We start from the raw sequence: 17,497 nt of genomic DNA on the forward strand, positions 1-17,497 counted from the left end.
GAGGGCCTCCGTATTCAGATGAGTCGCTTCCGCGGGGTGGGACTGCGCAGAAGTCGGCCACAAGCGTACCCCAGAACCCCGGGACGGACGGGAGGCCCGGTGCCAGCTGGCACCGGGCCTCCCGTCCGTCCCGTGGTTGCGTCTAGATCGCGCGGACCGCGTCGAGCAGCTCGGCGACCGGGACGTCGCGACGCTCGCCCGTGGCGCGGTCCCAGAGCTCGACGACGCCGTCTGCCGCGCCGCGACCGGCGACGACGACGATCGGCATGCCGAGGAGTTCCGCGTCGCGGAGCTTCACGCCGGGCGAGACCTTCGGCCGGTCGTCGTACACGACCTCGAAGCGCTCGCCCTCGAGCTGCGCGACGATGTCCGTCGCCAGGTCGTAGGCGACCGCGTCCTTGCCGGTGGCGACCACGTGCACGTCGAAGGGCGCGACGTTCTTCGGCCAGACCAGGCCCTTGTCGTCGTTGTGCGCCTCGGCGAGGATCGCCAGGATCCGCGTCACGCCGATCCCGTAGGAGCCCATCGTGACCGTGGCGAGCTTGCCGTTCTCGTCCTGCACCTTGAGGCCGAGCGCCTCGGCGTACTTGCGGCCGAGCTGGAAGACGTGGCCGATCTCCATGCCACGGGCCGTCTCGAGCGGGCCGGACCCGTCGGGTGCCGGGTCGCCGGCACGGACGTCGGACACCTCGGCGACGCCGTCCGCGACGAAGTCACGACCGGCGACCAGCCCGGAGACGTGCACGCCGCGCTCGTTGGCGCCCGTGACCCAGGCGGTGCCGTCGACCACGCGCGGGTCGACGAAGTAGCGCAGGCCCGTGGCGCTCTCCGCGCCGAGCACCTGCGGGCCGATGTAGCCCTTCACGAGGCCCTTGTGCTTGCGGAAGTCGTCGTCGCCTGCGGCCTCGACCTCGGCGGGGGCGAAGGCCACCTCGGCACGCTTCAGGTCGACGTCGCGGTCGCCGGGCAGCCCGACGACCACGACCTCGCGCGTGCCGTCGAGGTGGGTGAGCGCGAGGACGACGTTCTTCAGGGTGTCCGCGGCGGTCCACGGCGCGCCTTCGCGCGGGGCGACCGCGTTCGCGTGCTCGACGAGGGAGTCGATCGTCGGGGTGTCCGACGCGGGGAGCAGCACCGGCTCCGGCTGCCCCTCGATCGGCAGGGCGTCGGGGACCGGGGTGACGTACGCCTCGACGTTCGCCGCGTAGCCGCCCGCGCTGCGGACGAAGGTGTCCTCGCCGACGCCGATCGGGTGCAGGAACTCCTCGGACTTCGAGCCGCCCATGGCCCCGGCGTCCGCCTTGACGATCACGTACTCGAGGCCGAGCCGGGCGAAGATCTTCTCGTACGCGTCGCGCATGACCTGGTAGCTGCGCTCGAGGCCCTCGTCGGAGATGTCGAACGAGTACGCGTCCTTCATCGTGAACTCGCGGCCGCGCAGGAGTCCGGCGCGGGGGCGGGCCTCGTCGCGGTACTTGTCCTGGATCTGGAACAGGGTGACGGGCAGGTCCTTGTACGACGAGTACAGGTCCTTCACCAGGAGCGCGAACATCTCCTCGTGCGTCGGCGCGAGCAGGTAGTCGGCGCCCTTGCGGTCCTGCAGGCGGAACATGCCGTCGCCGTACTCGGTCCAGCGGTTCGTCGCCTCGTACGGCTCGCGCGGCAGGAGCGCGGGGAGCAGGACCTCCTGCGCGCCGGCCGCCACCATCTCGTCGCGGATGATGCCCTCGATGCGCGCACGGACCCGCAGGCCGAGCGGCAGCCAGGCGAAGATGCCCGGCGACTGGCGACGGACGTACCCGGCGCGGACGAGCAGCTTGGCGCTCGTCACCTCGGCGTCGGAGGGGTCGTCGCGGAGGGTACGGAGGAAGAGATGCGAAAGCCGTGTGACCACGGGGCAAGCCTAGCGGCGACGGGGGGCGTGGTCGTGGCGGTGGTCGCGGTCGCGGTCGCGGTCGCGGTCGTGCCGGCCGGCACTTGGTGAGCAGAAGATGTCGAGTGGGCCTGCGCGACCCGACACCTTCTGCTCACGAAGGGGCGCGCAACGCCGGCGGGAGCGCGTGCCCGTCACCACGGTCGCGCCCATCGGCACTTCGCGAGCAGAAGATGTCGAGTGCGCCCGCGCGACCCGACACCTTCTGCTCACGAAGGGGCGCGCAGCACCGACGCGGGCGCGTGCTCGACGCCGAGGCGCTGGCCGTCGGCACTCGGTGAGCAGAAGATGTCGGTTGCGCCTGCGCGACCCAACACCTTCTGCTCACCAAAGGGCGCGCGGCGGCGAAGGTCACCGTGCGCGGCGCCGCGGTCGTGGCCGTCGGCACTTGGTGAGCAGAAGATGTCGAGTGCGCCCGCGCGACCCGACACCTTCTGCTCACGAAGGGGCGCGCGGCCCCGCAGGCGCGGGCGCGCTCGACCCGTGCGCTACGGCGCGGTGATGACCTGGGGCGAGCCGAGTGCGGCCTCGGGGCCCATCTCGGCGGCGATGCGGTTCGCCTCGGCGATCAGGGTCGGGACGATCTCGTGCTCCGGCACGGTCTTGACGACCTCGCCCTTGACGAAGATCTGGCCCTTGCCGTTGCCGGACGCGACGCCGAGGTCGGCCTCGCGGGCCTCGCCCGGGCCGTTCACGACGCAGCCCATGACGGCGACGCGCAGCGGCACGGTCATGCCCTCGAGTCCCTTCGTCACGTCGTTCGCGAGCTGGTAGACGTCGACCTGCGCACGGCCGCAGCTCGGGCACGAGACGATCTCGAGCTTGCGCTCGCGCAGGTTGAGGGACTGCAGGATCTGCAGGCCGACCTTGACCTCCTGCGCGGGGGGCGCGGACAGGGACACGCGGATGGTGTCGCCGATGCCCTCGGCGAGCAGGATGCCGAACGCGGTGGCGCTCTTGATCGTGCCCTGGAACTCCGGGCCGGCCTCGGTCACGCCGAGGTGCAGCGGCCAGTCGCCGGCGGCCGCGAGCTGCCGGTAGGCCTTCACCATGACGATGGGGTCGTTGTGCTTCACCGAGATCTTGAAGTCGTGGAAGTCGTGCTCCTCGAACAACGAGGCCTCCCACACGGCGGACTCGACGAGCGCCTCGGGCGTCGCCTTGCCGTACTTCTGCAGCAGGCTCGGCTCGAGGGAGCCGGCGTTCACGCCGATGCGCAGGGACACCCCGGCGTCCTTCGCGGCGCGGGCGATGGCACCGACCTGGTCGTCGAACTTGCGGATGTTGCCGGGGTTGACGCGGACCGCGGCACACCCGGCGTCGATGGCCTGGAAGACGTACTTCGGCTGGAAGTGGATGTCGGCGATCACCGGGATCTGCGACTTCTTCGCGATGATCGGCAGCGCGTCGGCGTCGTCCTGGCTCGGCACGGCCACCCGGACGATGTCGCAGCCGGAGGCGGTGAGCTCGGCGATCTGCTGCAGGGTCGCGTTGATGTTCGTCGTGGGGGTCGTGGTCATCGACTGGACGGACACGGGCGCGTCGCCGCCGACGAGCACCTTGCCGACCCGGATCTGCCGCGACCTGCGACGGGGGGCGAGAGTTTCGGGCGTCTTGGGCATACCGAGGTTGACTGCGGGCACGTCAGCACTCTACGCGCTCGCCCTGACGCTCCCCCGCACCACGTCCGCGGCCGCGTCGACGACGGTGATCAGCGGCGCGTAGAGGCGCATGACGTCGAGTGCCCGGTCGTGGTCGGCGTCGCTCGCGCCGGCGCAGGCGTCCGCCACGACGGTCACCGTCGCGCCGGCGTCCGCCGCCGCGAGCGCGGTCGACAGGACGCAGCAGTCCGTGGACACGCCCGTCAGCACGAGGTGCGGGTGGTCGCCGACGACGGCCTGGAGGCCCGTCCCCCACTTGCCGAACGTCGGTTCCGTCACGACGGGGTCGCCCCGGTCCGCAGCGGCCGACGCGAAGGGCTCGGTGAGTGCGTACAGCGGGTCGGCATCCGGGACGAGGGCGAAGGGCCAGTCGCGGTAGTACGGCACCCACGCACCCTCGGGCTGTGCCGGGGCGACGAACCGGGTGAACACGGTGCGGCCGGTGAACCGCGGCAGCAGGTGCTCGATCGCGTACCCGGCGTGGTCGTACCGCGGCGTCGCCCACGGGCTCTCGCCCGAGAAGACCTGCTGCATGTCGACGACCACGAGCCAGGCGTCCTCCGGCACGGTCGTGGTCACCGCTGCGACTCCTGGCGACGCACGGCGCGACGGGCGGTGAGCAGCGTGCCGACGAACCCGACGACGAGCGCGACGAGGACGCCGAGGTTCGCGTACGCCCAGGGGCCGCCGCGCCCACCGAGGCCGAACGGGCCGAGCAGGTACCCCTGCCACGACAGCCACACGGGCGACGAGAGCGTCACGAGTCCCCAGCCCAGCGCCGTGCCGACCAGGACCAGCGCGACGGCGCCCCACCGCACGTCGCCGTAGCGGCCGCGGCGGTCGTCGAGCTCCGCCTCGGCGTACGCCGTCCGTCGCAGCAGGACGTCGGCGACGAACACGCCCGCCCACGCGGCGACGGGGACCCCGAGCGTGATGAGGAACGCCTGGAACGGCTGCAGGAAGTCGGTGGCGAAGAAGACGACGTACACCGCGCCGACGACCATGACGACGCCGTCGACCCCGGCGGCGACCGGTCGCGGGATGCGGACGCCCGCGCTGAGCAGCGCGAGGCCCGACGAGTAGATGTCGAGCACGGCGCCACCGACGATGCCGAGGATCGCCACGACCGCGAAGGGGACGAGGAACCACACCGGCAGCACGGTGGTGAGCGCTCCGATCGGGTCGGCGCCGATCGCCGCCCGCAGGTCCGGCGACGACCCCGCGAGCACCAGGCCGACCACGACGAGCACCGCCGGGGCGAGCGCTCCGCCGAACGTCGTCCAGCCGACCACCCCGCGGGTCGAGGCGGTCCGCGGCAGGTAGCGCGAGTAGTCGGCCGCGGCGTTCACCCAGCCGAGGCCGAACCCGGTCATCACGAGCACGAGCGCCCCGATCACCTGCTGGGCGCTGCCCGAGGGCAGGGCGCCGAGCGCCGCCGTGTCGATCGTCGGCGCCGCGAGGACCACGTAGAGGACGGTCAGCACGGCCGTGACGACGGTGATCACCGTCTGCAGGCGCATGATGACGTCGAAGCCCGCGACGCCGGCACCGACCACGAGCGCGGCCACGACGACGAGCGCGACGAGCTTGGTGAGGACCCCGCCGTCCCAGCCGAGCTCGGTGAACACCGTCGAGGTGGCGAGGACCGCCAGGGCCGCCAGCGCGGTCTCCCACCCGACCGTGAGCACCCAGCTGAGGAACGAGGGCAGGCGGTTGCCACGCACGCCGAACGCCGCGCGGCTCAGCACCATCGTGGGCGCTGAGCCCCGCTTGCCGGCGATCGCGACGACGCCGCAGAGCAGGAACGAGAACGCGACGCCGACGACGGAGACGACGGTCGCCTGGACGAGCGAGATGCCGAAGTCGAGCACGAACGACCCGTAGGCGAGGCCGAGCACGGAGACGTTCGCCGCGAACCACGGCCAGAACAGCCCGCGCGGGGTGCCCTTGCGGTCGACCTCGGCGATGACGTCGAGGCCCTGCCGTTCGACGGCGCGGACCTCGGGCGTGGGCTTGGCCGGCACGGTGCTCATGCGCCGAGCGTAGTGCGCGGCCGACTACCCGAACAGGTCCACGGGGCGCACGAGGTCGGCGTAGATGAGCAGCGCGCTCATGCCCGCCAGCAGCACCACGACCACCATCGTCAGGGGCATCGTCTTCGCCAGGTCGATGGGACCGGGGTCGGCCTTGCCGACGAGCGTGAACGCACGTCGCTTGATCGCCTCCCACAGCGCGCCCGCGATGTGTCCGCCGTCGAGCGGCAGCAGCGGCAACATGTTCAGCACGAACAGGCCGATGTTCAGCGACGCGAGCAGGCCGAGGATCGTGTACGCCTTGTCGACCACCGGGACGCCGCTCATCGACGAGACCTCGCCGATGGCACGGCCGACACCGACCACGGACACCGGGCTGTCCTGCGAGCGTTCCTGGGCGCCGAACGCCGCGTTCCACACGGCGACGAGCCGCTGCGGCAGGTCGATGATGAGGTGCGCCGACGCCGCGATCTGCGCGCCGGTCGCCGGCAGGACCTCGGTCGGCGACTGCCGCACCAGGGACTGCCCGATGCTGACGCCGACCACGCCGACCTGCTGGGTCTTCGTGGTGCCGTCGGCGTTCTCGACAGCCTTGCCCTCGGCGTCGTACACGTCGCGGGTGGCCGTCGTCGGCGTGATCTCGAGCGTCTTCCGGGCACCGTCGCGCTCGACGACGACCGTCACCTGCTCACCGGCCGATCGCTGGAACACCTCGGAGACGCGGGCGATGGTGGGGTCCTGCTCGCCGTTCACCGACAGCACGACGTCACCGGACACGATGCCCGCCTGCTTCGCGGGCGACTCCGCGTCACCCGGGGCGCACTCGGTGGCCTGGCTGGTGGGCAACACACAGTCGACGCTGGAAGTGAACGTCGTCGTCGGCGCGCCGAACCCGCACAGGAGCACGCCGAACAGCACGATGCCGATGACGAGGTTCATCGCCGGTCCGGCGACCATCACGATGATGCGCTTCCACGGGGTGAGCCGGTAGAACGCCCGGGAGTCGTCGCCACCCGAGTCCGCGATCTGCTCGGCGCTGGCCTGGCGGGCGTCCTGCACGAAGGCGCCGTACATGCCGGTGTTCGTGATCGCGTTCGCCCGGCCCGAGGCACGCGGCTTGAGCATGCCGACCATCGAGATGTACCCGCCGAGCAGGATCGGTCGGATGCCGTACTCGGTCTCACCGCGGCGGAAGGACCAGATCGCCTTGCCGAACCCGAGCGAGTACTGCGTCACCTTGACGTTGAACAGCTTCGCGAAGGACAGGTGCCCCAGCTCGTGGAGCCCGATCGAGACCAGCAGGCCGACGATGAAGACGACCACGCCGAGGACGAAGAGCAGGACGGATTCGACGGTCACCGGGAAAGCGTACGGGACCGACCCCATGGCGGAGCCGAGCGCCGTCTGGGAGGTGGGACGGGCCTCCCGTCAGCGGGCCAGCGCGCGGTCCGCAGCCGTGCGTGCCCACTGCTCCGCCGCGAGCACGCCGTCGAGCGACGGCTCCCCCGCGGTGTGCTCGTCGACGATGCGCTCGACGGTGTCGACGATGTCGAGGAAGCCGATGGCACCCGCGTGGAACGCGGCGACCGCCTGCTCGTTCGCGGCGTTGAAGACGGCCGGGAAGGTCCCGCCGAGCTCGCCGACCCGCTTCGCGAGCGCGACGGCACCGAAGGCGTCCTGGTCGAGCGGCTCGAAGGTCCAGGTGCTCGCGGTCGTCCAGTCGAGCGGGACGCCGACGCCGGGCACCCGGTCCGGCCATGCCAGCCCGAGTGCGATCGGCAGGCGCATGTCCGGCGGGGACGCCTGGGCGATGGTCGAGCCGTCGACGAACTCGACCATCGAGTGCACGATCGACTGCGCGTGCACGGTGACGTCGATCCGGTCGTAGGGGACGTCGAAGAGCAGGTGCGCCTCGATGACCTCGAGGCCCTTGTTCACCAGGGTGGCCGAGTTCGTCGTGACGACGAGTCCCATGTCCCAGGTCGGGTGCGCCAGCGCCTCGGCCGGGGTGACGTCGCGGAGCTGCTCGCGGGAGCGCCCGCGGAACGGCCCGCCGCTCGCGGTCAGCACGAGCCGGTGCACCTCGGTGTCGGCGCCGGAGCGGAGCGCCTGCGCGATCGCGGAGTGCTCGCTGTCGACCGGCACGATCTGTCCCGGCGCGGCGGCCTGCTGCACGAGCGGGCCGCCGACGATCAGGCTCTCCTTGTTCGCCAGCGCCAGGGTCGCTCCGGACTCCAGCGCCGCCAGGGTCGGACCGAGGCCGACCGACCCGGTGATGCCGTTCAGGACGACTTCGGCCTCGACGCTGCGGACGAGCTGCTCCGCGTCCGCCGCGCCGAACGCGGTGTCCCGGACGCCGAACCGGGCGGCCTGCTCGGCGACGAGCGCACGGTTGCTGCCCGCCGTCAGCCCGACGACCTCGAACCGGTCGGGGTTGCGGGCGACGACGTCGAGCGCCTGCGTGCCGATCGAGCCGGTGCTGCCGAGGACGACGATGCGCCTGCGGGCGGGACCGGCGTCGCGGCGGTCCGTCACGGTCAGCCCTTGGCGAGGACGTCGACGACGAACACCAGGGTGGCGTTCTTCGGGATGCCCGAGCCCTCCTGCGGGTTCGCGCCGTAGGCGTCCTCCGGGGTCGCGACGATGAGGACCTGCGAGCCGACCTTCTGGCCGACGAGCCCGGTCACGAAGCCCTTGATGAGCGCCGACTCGGAGACCGTGAAGGACGCCGGGGTGCCCTTCGACCACGAGGAGTCGAACTCCTTGCCGGTGCTGTAGACGACGCCCTTGTACTGCACGAGCGCGGTGTCGCCGTCTGCGATCGTCGCGCCGTCGCCCTGCTTGAGGACCTCGACCTCGGTCTTCGACGGGGCCTTCACACCGTCGGGGATGGTGATCTCCGGTTCGCCGGAGGCCTTGTCCTTCACCGTGGGCAGCTTCGGGTCCTGGTCCTGCGGCGTGCCGTCCGCCTTCGTGGGGACCTGGGCGACGACGTCCGCGACGACGACGATCTCGCCGCCCGTGTTGAAGCCGAGCGCGGCGGACTGGCCGACGGCCGCCACCCGGTCGCCGACCTTCGAGCAGGCGAGGAGCGCACCGAACCCGGTCCCACCGACCGACAGGACCTGGGGGTTGCCCTCGTCGAAGCCGACCGTGCCGAGCTTCTTGGCGTCCTTCGCCTCGTACACCGAGTACGACACCTGGGCGTAGTCGCCCTCGTCGAGCGCGGCACCCTTGCCGGACTCGAGCTTCGTCGCCTGCGGCGGCGTCGCCGACAGGCCGGCGTCGAACTTCACGATCGGGGCCTTGCCACCCCCGAACTTCCCGGCGGCGCGGATCGAGTCCGACTCGTCGCCCGGCTTCGGGCAGGCCGTGATCGGCGAGACCGTGGCGCTGGCGGAGGGCGTCGGCGTGGCCGATGACCCCTCGGATCCGGCGCCGGAGCACGCGGCGAGTCCCAGCACGACGGCGGGGACGATGGCGATCGGGAGCAGGCGGAGTCGCTTCACGGGACCCTAGTCTGCCCCACCGGTCGACGAGTCCGCTGACGACGACGCAGGTCGGACGATCGTCTCGGCCTGGTGGTGGACCGGGAACGCCACCGAACGGGCGATGAAGCACAGGGCGTTGGCCGTGACGTGGGCGGCCTCGGCGTCCGCCACCCGGTCGGCCTCGAGGATCGTGACCACGGGGTGCAGGGTCGCCTCGGTGAGCTCGCCGGAGCCGTCCCGGTTGAGCCGCAGCGACGCCGTCGCGGTGTCGCGGTAGTCGACGACCGTGAAGCCCTGCGTGACCGCGACGTGCAGGTAGCTGAGCATGTGGCACTGCGCGAGGGCGGCGACGACCATCTCCTCGGGGTTCCAGCGGTCCCGGTCGCCGCGGAACGTCGGGTCCGCCGACCCGGGCACGTCCGGGTGGCCCGCGGCGGACACGACGTGGTCGCGCCCGAAGTCGCGGTGACCGGACGTGCCGGTGCCGCGGTCGCCGGTCCACCGGACGGAGACCTCGTAGGAGTGGTCGTGCACGCGGGACGCCCTTCTCGGTTCGTTAGCATGGCGGCATGACGGTGAGCCACGGAGTCCGCACTGATCGCCATCCTCTCACCGCCGAGGGGTCGGTCGAGCTCGCGGTGCTCGACCGCTCCGGCTTCGACGAGAGCCGCCACGTCGGCGCCGGCGTCGTCGTCGACGCCTCGGGCACGGTCCTCGACTCGGTGGGCGACGCCACCGCCAGCATCTACCCCCGCTCGACGATGAAGCCGTTCCAGGCGCTCGCCGTGCGCGGCGCCGGCGCGCTGTTCTCCGACGAGGAACTCGTGCTCACCACCGCGAGCCACGCCGGCACCGTCGCACACCAGGCGCTCGCCCGGCACATGCTCGAGTCCTTCGACCACGTCGAGGCCGACCTCGGCTGCCCGCCGGACATGCCCTTCGACCGCGCGACCGCACGCACCATGGACGGCCCGCGCCGCCTGGCGATGAACTGCTCGGGGAAGCACGCCGGCATGCTCGCCGCGTGCCGGGTCAACGGATGGGACGAGGCGACCTACCTCGACGTGACCCACCCGATGCAGGAGCGCGTCCGCAGCGTCGTGCAGGAGTACACGCACGAGACCGTCGACGTCGTCGGGACCGACGGCTGCGGCGCGCCGGTGTTCCCGCTGACGCTCACCGGGCTCGCACGGGGCTTCGCCGGGGTCGTCGCGCGGGCCGACAGCGACTCGGCGGCGCTCACCGACGCGGTCCTGGCGCACCCGTGGGCCATCGACGGCATCGGCCGGGCGAACACCGTCACGATCGAGCGGCTCGGGGTGCTCGCGAAGCTCGGCGCCGAGGGCGTCATGGTGATGGGACTGCCCGGCGGTGCTGCGGTGGCCGTGAAGATGCTCGACGGCTCGGCGCGGGCGGGCACGCTCGCCGCGCTGACGCTGCTGGAGCGGAACGGCCTCGTCGACGCCGAGGGTGTGGCGGACGTCGTGGCGGCCACCGGCGAGCAGGTGCTCGGCGGCGGCGTGCCGGTCGGCGCGGTGCGGGTGGGTGCGGGTCTGCGCTGACGGAACAGCGGCTGCTGACCGTCGGCCGCCACGGACGGGTGCCGCTGCGCGGTCACGATGCGGTCGGTGTCACCGACGTCCCTGACGTCCCTGACGTCCGCGGGTCCGGGTCCTGGTCCGGGTCCGGGTCCGGGTCCGGTGCGACCGGGAGCACGGGGACGAGCGGTTCCGCGGCCGGATCGGCCGGGCGACGGCTCGTGCAGCCGTAACGGGAGACGACGACGGCGACGTCCCAGGTCCTCGGCATCGCCCCGAGACCCGGCACGTGCACCACCGTGGAGGCCGGGCGTCCGGCGTCGTCGAACCGGACCGCCGCGGCCGTGCCGGGCGGCATCCGACCGACCCGGTCCGTGCTCGTGCCCGAGCTCGAGCTCGAGCCCGAGCCCGAGCCCGTGCACGGGCGCACGGGCGGGTCCCGATCCGGGTCGCTCCCCCAGCGAACCGTCCGGGCGGGGCCGTGTGGGTCCGCGACCTGCTGGTGGCTGCCCTCGGTCCTCGGCGCGACGCCGTCGTCGCCCGCGGCGTGGTCGTCCGCGCCGTCCTCGCCCGCGCCGTCCTCGCCCGCGGCGTGGTCGTCCGCGGCCGGACCCGCTGCGAGCTGCGCGGCCAGTGCCCGGAACACCGAGTCGGCGACGGCACCGGTCCCGACGACGACCAGGTGCGCCGGGGCTGGGTGGAGGACGACCGCACCCTCCGGCCGGTGCCCGAGGACGAACCCGGTCGACGCCAGGTCGGCCTGCTCGAGGTGTGGGAGCAGGGGCAGCGGCAGTGGCTCCCCCGCCTGCTCGGGTTCCGCCGAGGTGGTCGATCGGTGCAGCACGACGTCGAGCACGGCACAGCAGGCCGCCGCCGCCAGCAGCGCCACCCGTCCACTCCCCGCCACGGGCCCGAGCAGGCCGGACAGCACCAGCACGACCGCGGTGACGACCAGGACGCAGCGGGCGGTGAACGGGGACACCGCTCCATCCGAGCACGTCCCCGTCGCAGCCGTGGGCCCTCCGACGGGAACTGTGGACAGCCGGCGCCGACTACTGCACCAGGAAGAACTGCTCCCCGATGTCGACCCGGGCACCACGCTCGACCCGGTACCGACGGCCCGGTTCGCACCGACGGATCGAACCGTCGATGTGCCGGACCACGGTCCCGTTACCCGAGAAGCGGTCCGACACCCAGAGGTCGTCGCCGTCACGACCGAGCTCCAGGTGGATCTTCGACACCGACTTGCCGGGGTCGTGCACGGTCAGCAGGTCGTCGAACCGCTCGCCCGGCTGCGGGCGGGGCAGGCGGCCGAGCAGCCCCGTGCCGTGCACGCCGAAGCGCTCACCGGTGCTGAAGTGCAGCACGAAGGGGGCCTGGACCGGAGCCTGCCCGACGATGCGGGTCTCCTCGACGTCATCACCGAGACCGTCGTCCCCGAGACCGTCTTGCCCGAGGCCGTCGTCGTTCGCGCTGGACACCAGGGACGCCGGGTCCGGCGTGACCGGCCCGTGCGGGGCGTCGACGGAAGCACCCGGCATCGGCGGGATCGCTCCCGGGGCACCCGGGATCGGGGGCAGCGGCGCGGCGAGCGGCGCAGCCGACGGTGCCGCGGAGGGCACGGTCGCCGATCCCGGCGGCGTGGTCGCCGGCGCCGAGGGGAAGGCGTCCGGGGACAGGCTCGGGGCGGCGTGCACCCCGCGCGGGCGGAGGCGCGGCCCGGAGTCCGCGAACTCGTCGTCCGCCGCGGTCGGGGCGCCGTCCGCTCCGGCGCCGTCGGTGGCGCCGCCGTCGTCGCTGTCCGCGTCCGCGTCGTCACCGTCCGGGTCGCCGTCGGTGTCTTCCGCACCCCCGCCGGTGGCGTCCGCGGACGCATCGTCGACGACCTCGGCCTCGTCGTCGGCAGCCCAGTCCGGACGCGCCATCGGCAGTGGGACGACCGGTCCGGTGAAGGCGGCGGTCACGGCCGGGCGGACCGCGCCGCACTCACCGCAGAAGATGTCGTCGGGCTCGAGCTGGTGTCCGCACACGTGGCAGGTCGTCGTGGCGTGCATGCCCGGGGTGACCAGCGGAGCCGGACGGAGCGGTCGGCGGTCGACCAGGGGTTCGACGACCGCGGTGTCACCGGGCTGCGGCGGCGACGCGACCGGGCCGTCCGCAGCGGGCACGACGGCGTGGCCCGACTGCGCGTCGCCGTCGTCCGTCGACTCGGCGGCCGGAGCGGGGACGCGCAGGCCCTCGATGCCGGCACCGTCGGACTGGTCGTCGCCCGGGCCGTGCTCGGCGGATGCTCCGGCGGCCTCGTCGTCGGCGGGACCGCGGACGGGCGGCACCGGCGGGACGGGCGGCACCGGGGGGACGACGGGGTCGGCGACGACCTCGGGTTCGGCGGCGTTGCCGCGACCCACCCACCACGAGGGACCGGCCGGCGCGGCCGGCGGTGCGACGTCCGCCGGGGGCGCCCACACCGATGCCGGGACGCCGTGGTCGGCCGCGGGAGCGTCCGTCGGGGCGGCAGCCGACGCGGGGGGCGCCAGGCGGGTCCGCTCGGGATCGTCGGCGAGGTCCGCGCCGGGGATGGGCTCGGAGTGGTGGTCGGCGGGGTCCAGCGAGGGCTCGGCGCTCTGCGGGTTCGGCGCACCGCGCTCCGCCAACCCGGAGTCGGCTCCGTGGACGTGCGAGGGTGCCTGCCGGGGGGCGAAGTCGTCGGGTCGCTGGACGGGGACGGCACCGCTGCCCGGACGGTCGGAGCCGGTCAACCAGGCGCGCGTCGCCGGGTCGAGCGTGGCCTCGGGGAGCCAGGCGTCGGCGGCGGGGTCGGAGCGGCGGCCGTGCGCGTCGGGCTGCTGCAGCGGTGGCGGCGGTGTCTGTTCAACGGGGGGCTGGGCGACCGGGCGACGGCTGGCCGCGGCGGTCACCGCGCGGCCGCACTCACCGCAGAAGATCGCCCCGTCCGGGAGCATCGATCCGCAGTGTTCGCATCTGATCACGGGGTGCCTCTGTCCTCACTCGGCCCTGCACGACGCTCGCCGGGCCTCGGCCCATCGTAGTCGCCGCGTCCCCGAGCACCCTGCCGGGTGCGCCCACGAGGGGGTCGCCGTCCCCGGAGCGACCGCAGCGAGACGGCGGTGCGGAACCGTTCCCGTCGGTTCCGTCCGGTCCGGAGACTGCCGATCGCGTCGTCCGTCGCCGACCACATCCGGTCGGCGACCGACTCGTCGACGTCGCTCGGACCGAAGACCGCGCGGTCGGCGAGGGCGGCGAGGCCGGTCCCGCCGTCGCCGGGAGCGCCCGCCACCGCTTCGCGTCGCGTCGCCGACCGGGACACGTCGTGCCCGCGGTCGAGCAGCGCGTCGCGGTACTCGTCCCACGCGCCGACGACACGGCCGCGCGGCGTCGGCGCGCGACGGCGGCGGCGGCGCCGTGCGCGCTTCACGAGCACGATCACCGCGAACGGCAGCAGCACGAGCGCCGCGAGGCCGAGCACGCCGAGCACCCACGGCAACGCGGCGAGCAGGATCTGCAGCCACAGCGGCTGCACCGGCGGCGTGTTGCGGTCGGTCTGCGGCGGGGCCTGCTGGTCCTGGTCCTGCTGGGTGACGGGGGGCGGCGGCACCACCGTCTCCGGCCGGGTCACGGGCTGCGGGGTCTGCTGCTGCTCGTCCGGGATCTCGCGCACGGTCGGGTTCGGGTCGAGCATGACCCATCCCCACTGCGCGGTGTCCACCTCGATGCGCGCCGTCACGTCCGAGCCGCGGAACGTCGTCGTGCCGCCGCTCGTGCCCGCGTCGCCGCGGTCGGCCCCGGAGTCGCCGCCGGCGCTGAACCCCATCACGACGCGCGCGGGGAACCCCAGCTCGTCGGCCATCAGCGCCGCGGCGGCGGCGTACTGCTCCTGGTCACCGATCATCAGCGGCGCGGTGAGGAGCTCCTGGATCCGGTCGGCACCGTGGCCCGAACGACTCATCCGGTCGTCGCCGACCCCGTGGCTGACGTACCCGTTGCGCTTGAGCGACTGCAGCGCGGCCAGGAGCTTCGCGCCGGGCGCGGTCTCACCGCGGGTCGTCGACTCGACGGTGTCCCGCACGGCCTCCGGGACGTCCCGGGTCGCCGGCACCGACGCGGTGCCCGGTCGCGCCGCGGCGAGCTGCTCCTGGGTCGGCTGGTCGGGCACCACGGCGGTCAGGTCGTACGACGTGCCGTCACCGACCCCGCCCACCACGGCTCCGGTCTGCGTCGACGCGTTGTAGAAGAACGCTCCGCGCTCGGACTCCGCGCCGCGACCGGTGAACTCGACCCGCTCGAGGTCGCCCACCGTCGGCAGCCACACGCCGCTGTACCCGTCGACGGTCACGCCGACGCGCACGGTGGTGCCGTCGACCCCGCGCACGTCGACCGAGGTCGGCACCCGCTCGAAGGTGCCCGACGCCGACGACCCGTCGGCACCCCCCACCCGGTAGACGACGCCGTCGTACGTGTCGAGGGTGGCGATGCGCACGAACCCGTCCTCGGGGAGCCCGGTCACCCGCAGCTGCGCGGTGTCCGCGGCGGCCGGCTCCTCGTAGGCCCGGAAACCGCTGAGCGGGCTGACGTGGTCGCGCGGGTCGAAGGGCTTCACGACGTCGGTCCGCGCCACGGTGCGCCCCACGGTGGGCGGCGCCACGAGACCGAGTCCGGTCGCGACGACCGCAGCGGCGACGATGGTGCCCGTCCCCACGAGCGCCGGCCGCACGACGGACCGCACGAGCGGGACCCTCGTGCCGATGGTGGTCGCGACGGCCACCGCGCGTCGCGCGTGGCGGACGGTCAGCGCCCACACCAGGGCGATCCCCACGAGCACCACCGCGGTCAGCACGGACGTGTCGAGACGGGTCGGTCCGACGACCACGCCGACCGCGAACAGCACCAGTGCCGGGATGCTCGCGAGCTCCGGTCGGGAGGCACGGGTCGCCACGCTCACGGACGTCACCGCCGCCACCAGGAGCGTCACGAAGTACGGCACGAGGAGCGCCTCGTACGACCCGACCGGCAGGCTGATGGTCACCAGCTGCTTCCAGCCGAGCGCGACGCCGGCGAAGAGGTCGAGGAGCCCGGGACCGGTGGGCAGCAGACCGGCCGCCCGGTCGGGCACCGCGGCCGGCACGCCGGTCAGGGTGAACGCCGCGACGCCGGCGACGGCGACCACCGCAGCGGGCAGCCGGAAGACGGCGCCGAGCAGGGCGACGAGCGTGCCGGCGACGATCGCGGTGACCGCCGCGGCGACCATCGCCTGGTCGCGGTAGACCGGCCACCAGGACGTGCTCGCCACGGCGAGCAGGAGCCAGACGACCAGGGTGCTGCCGGCCAACCGGAGCGGTGCGGCACGGCGGGCGTCCCGGCGGTCGGAACGCCGGGTGGTGCGCCGTGCGCGCTCCGGCGCGGTCGGCTCGACCACGGGTGCTGCGCTCATGCGGCCGCTGCCGATCGGTGCAGCGCGTGCCGGAGGTCGTCCAGGTAGCCGATGGTCATCACCGTCAGGCCGGCGACCCGCAGGAACCGGGGCTGCGCCTCCGGCTCGCAGATCACCGCGACGACCTCGACCCCCACCGGGAAGCGCGTGGCCGCGAGCCGGAGCGCCGGCAGCCCGACGGTCGACCCAACCACCAGGAAGGCGACCGAGATCCCCTCGGCGTCGTTGCCGACGATCCGCGCGACCTCGGAGACCGGCAGGCAGGCGTCGGCGAGGCCGACGGACGCGAAGTCGTCGAGCAGGCGCGTCGGCGTGACCGTCGGCAGGGACCGCACCGCGTAGACCGCGCGCCGTGCGAACTCGGGCGTCCGTTCGGAGACCACGACGGAGACCTCGCGGCCGTCGCGGATCGCCCGTGCGCCGAGCGAGGCGGCGGCGCTGACGGCGAGCTCGAACTCGTCGTCGTCACCGAACTCGGCGCGCGCCGTGCCCAGTGCGACGACGAGGTGCGAGCGGCGGGTGTCCTCGAACTGGCGCACCATCAGCGCGCCGGACTTCGCCGTCGACTTCCAGTGGATCGTGCGAGGGTCGTCGCCCGGCATGTACTCGCGGATGGCGTGGAACGCGATGTCCGCCGGCGAGAGGTCGGTGGTCGCCTGTCCCTCGAGGTCCCGCACCAGACCGGTGCTCGTCGACGGGATCGCGATGGTCCGCGGGTGCACGATGACCTGCTCGCGGGCCGTCCAGACGACCTCGCGACGGACCAGCCCGACCGGGTCGGCGCGGACGCCGGTCACCGGACCGACGTCGAGCACGCCGCGGCGCAGGGTCGGCACCGGCACCTCGCGCTCGAACGTGCCCTGCGGGCCGATCGCGGGGACGGCGACGTCGACCAGACCGGAACCGACGGGCACCTCGACGGTCGTCGGCACGGAGGGCAGTCGCGAGGGGTTCTCCGCGGTGACCACCACGCCAGCGGCGTCGCCGACGGCCACCCGGTGCTGCGGCAGCCGCATCCGGATCACCAGCCGTGACCGGCCGATGAGCGCGACGGCCGCGACGACCACCAGCACCGCACCGGCGAACCCGACGACCACGATCTCGCGCAGCCCGAACCGGTAGCCCGTCACGAACGCGACGAGCGTGAGCGCGGCGACCGTCCAGCCGAGCCCGGTGACGACCGACGAGACCTCGCCCCAGGAACGCGTGACGAGCCTCCAGACCGTCGCCCAGGCGCGGACGACGCCGACGACGGCATCCGCTGCCACGCCCTCGCGGTCCCCGACGATCCGGGACCGGACGTTGGTCATGCCGGCGACCGTCCCCGTGCGCTCGTACGCCGTCGTCCCGCGACGCGACCGCGTCGAGGACGGGCGGCGCGAGCGCGTGGAG

General features: G+C 73.6%; 13 protein-coding genes. 1 reads left to right on the forward strand and 12 read right to left on the reverse strand.

The features are described from left to right. Nucleotides 1-142: 142 nt before the first annotated feature. The 8 genes from DEI99_RS09780 to DEI99_RS09815 all read right to left on the reverse strand — a co-directional run bounded on the left by DEI99_RS09780 (nt 143) and on the right by DEI99_RS09815 (nt 9,652). Nucleotides 143-1,894, reverse strand: coding sequence for a proline--tRNA ligase (locus DEI99_RS09780; RefSeq protein WP_111040548.1), 1,752 nt, complete (start codon nt 1,892-1,894; stop codon nt 143-145). A gap of 527 nt (nt 1,895-2,421) precedes the next feature. Beyond that, the gene (gene ispG / locus DEI99_RS09785; protein ID WP_111040549.1) at nt 2,422-3,555 is read right to left on the reverse strand and encodes a flavodoxin-dependent (E)-4-hydroxy-3-methylbut-2-enyl-diphosphate synthase; all 1,134 of its coding nucleotides are present in this window, start codon (nt 3,553-3,555) and stop codon (nt 2,422-2,424) included. 30 nt (nt 3,556-3,585) lie between these two features. Further along, nucleotides 3,586-4,173 carry a cysteine hydrolase family protein gene (locus tag DEI99_RS09790; RefSeq protein ID WP_111040550.1) on the reverse strand — a complete coding sequence of 196 codons (588 nt, stop codon included), beginning with the start codon at nt 4,171-4,173 and terminating at the stop codon, nt 3,586-3,588. Further along, nucleotides 4,170-5,627: a purine-cytosine permease family protein gene (locus DEI99_RS09795; RefSeq protein WP_111040551.1), complete on the reverse strand. Its 1,458-nt coding sequence runs from the start codon at nt 5,625-5,627 to the stop codon at nt 4,170-4,172. Before DEI99_RS09795 ends, DEI99_RS09790 begins: the two co-directional genes overlap by 4 nt. Nucleotides 5,628-5,651: 24 nt before the next feature. Further along, a complete protein-coding gene (locus tag DEI99_RS09800; protein WP_181434312.1) occupies nt 5,652-6,986 on the reverse strand; it encodes a M50 family metallopeptidase in 1,335 nt (444 codons plus the stop codon). A gap of 69 nt (nt 6,987-7,055) precedes the next feature. Continuing rightward, nucleotides 7,056-8,162: a 1-deoxy-D-xylulose-5-phosphate reductoisomerase gene (gene dxr / locus DEI99_RS09805; RefSeq protein ID WP_111040553.1), complete on the reverse strand. Its 1,107-nt coding sequence runs from the start codon at nt 8,160-8,162 to the stop codon at nt 7,056-7,058. A 2-nt stretch (nt 8,163-8,164) separates the two neighbouring features. Beyond that, entirely contained in the window at nt 8,165-9,136 is a 972-nt protein-coding gene (locus DEI99_RS09810; protein WP_111040554.1) for an FKBP-type peptidyl-prolyl cis-trans isomerase, read from the reverse strand. 6 nt (nt 9,137-9,142) lie between these two features. After that, on the reverse strand, nt 9,143-9,652 hold the full coding sequence (locus DEI99_RS09815; protein WP_111040555.1) for an OsmC family protein: 510 nt from the start codon (nt 9,650-9,652) through the stop codon (nt 9,143-9,145). Nucleotides 9,653-9,687: 35 nt separating this feature from the next. On the opposite strand from DEI99_RS09815, the gene DEI99_RS09820 reads away from it, so the two are divergent. Next, nucleotides 9,688-10,680, forward strand: coding sequence for an asparaginase (locus DEI99_RS09820; RefSeq protein ID WP_111040556.1), 993 nt, complete (start codon nt 9,688-9,690; stop codon nt 10,678-10,680). 52 nt (nt 10,681-10,732) lie between these two features. Here DEI99_RS09820 and DEI99_RS09825 read toward each other — a convergent pair whose 3' ends face one another. The 4 genes from DEI99_RS09825 to DEI99_RS09840 form a co-directional block, all read right to left on the reverse strand. After that, nucleotides 10,733-11,638: a hypothetical protein gene (locus tag DEI99_RS09825; protein WP_111040557.1), complete on the reverse strand. Its 906-nt coding sequence runs from the start codon at nt 11,636-11,638 to the stop codon at nt 10,733-10,735. 70 nt (nt 11,639-11,708) lie between these two features. Beyond that, nucleotides 11,709-13,646, reverse strand: a complete 1,938-nt coding sequence (locus DEI99_RS09830) for a zinc-ribbon domain-containing protein (RefSeq protein WP_111040558.1) — start codon at nt 13,644-13,646, stop codon at nt 11,709-11,711. Further along, nucleotides 13,643-16,105, reverse strand: coding sequence for a transglutaminase TgpA family protein (locus tag DEI99_RS09835; RefSeq protein WP_111040559.1), 2,463 nt, complete (start codon nt 16,103-16,105; stop codon nt 13,643-13,645). The genes DEI99_RS09830 and DEI99_RS09835 overlap by 4 nt, the downstream gene beginning before the upstream one ends. Beyond that, nucleotides 16,102-17,415, reverse strand: coding sequence for a DUF58 domain-containing protein (locus DEI99_RS09840; RefSeq protein ID WP_258369168.1), 1,314 nt, complete (start codon nt 17,413-17,415; stop codon nt 16,102-16,104). The genes DEI99_RS09835 and DEI99_RS09840 overlap by 4 nt, the downstream gene beginning before the upstream one ends. Nucleotides 17,416-17,497: the final 82 nt, after the last annotated feature.

The organism is Curtobacterium sp. MCLR17_036 (genome assembly GCF_003234445.2).
Lineage (GTDB): Bacteria > Actinomycetota > Actinomycetes > Actinomycetales > Microbacteriaceae > Curtobacterium.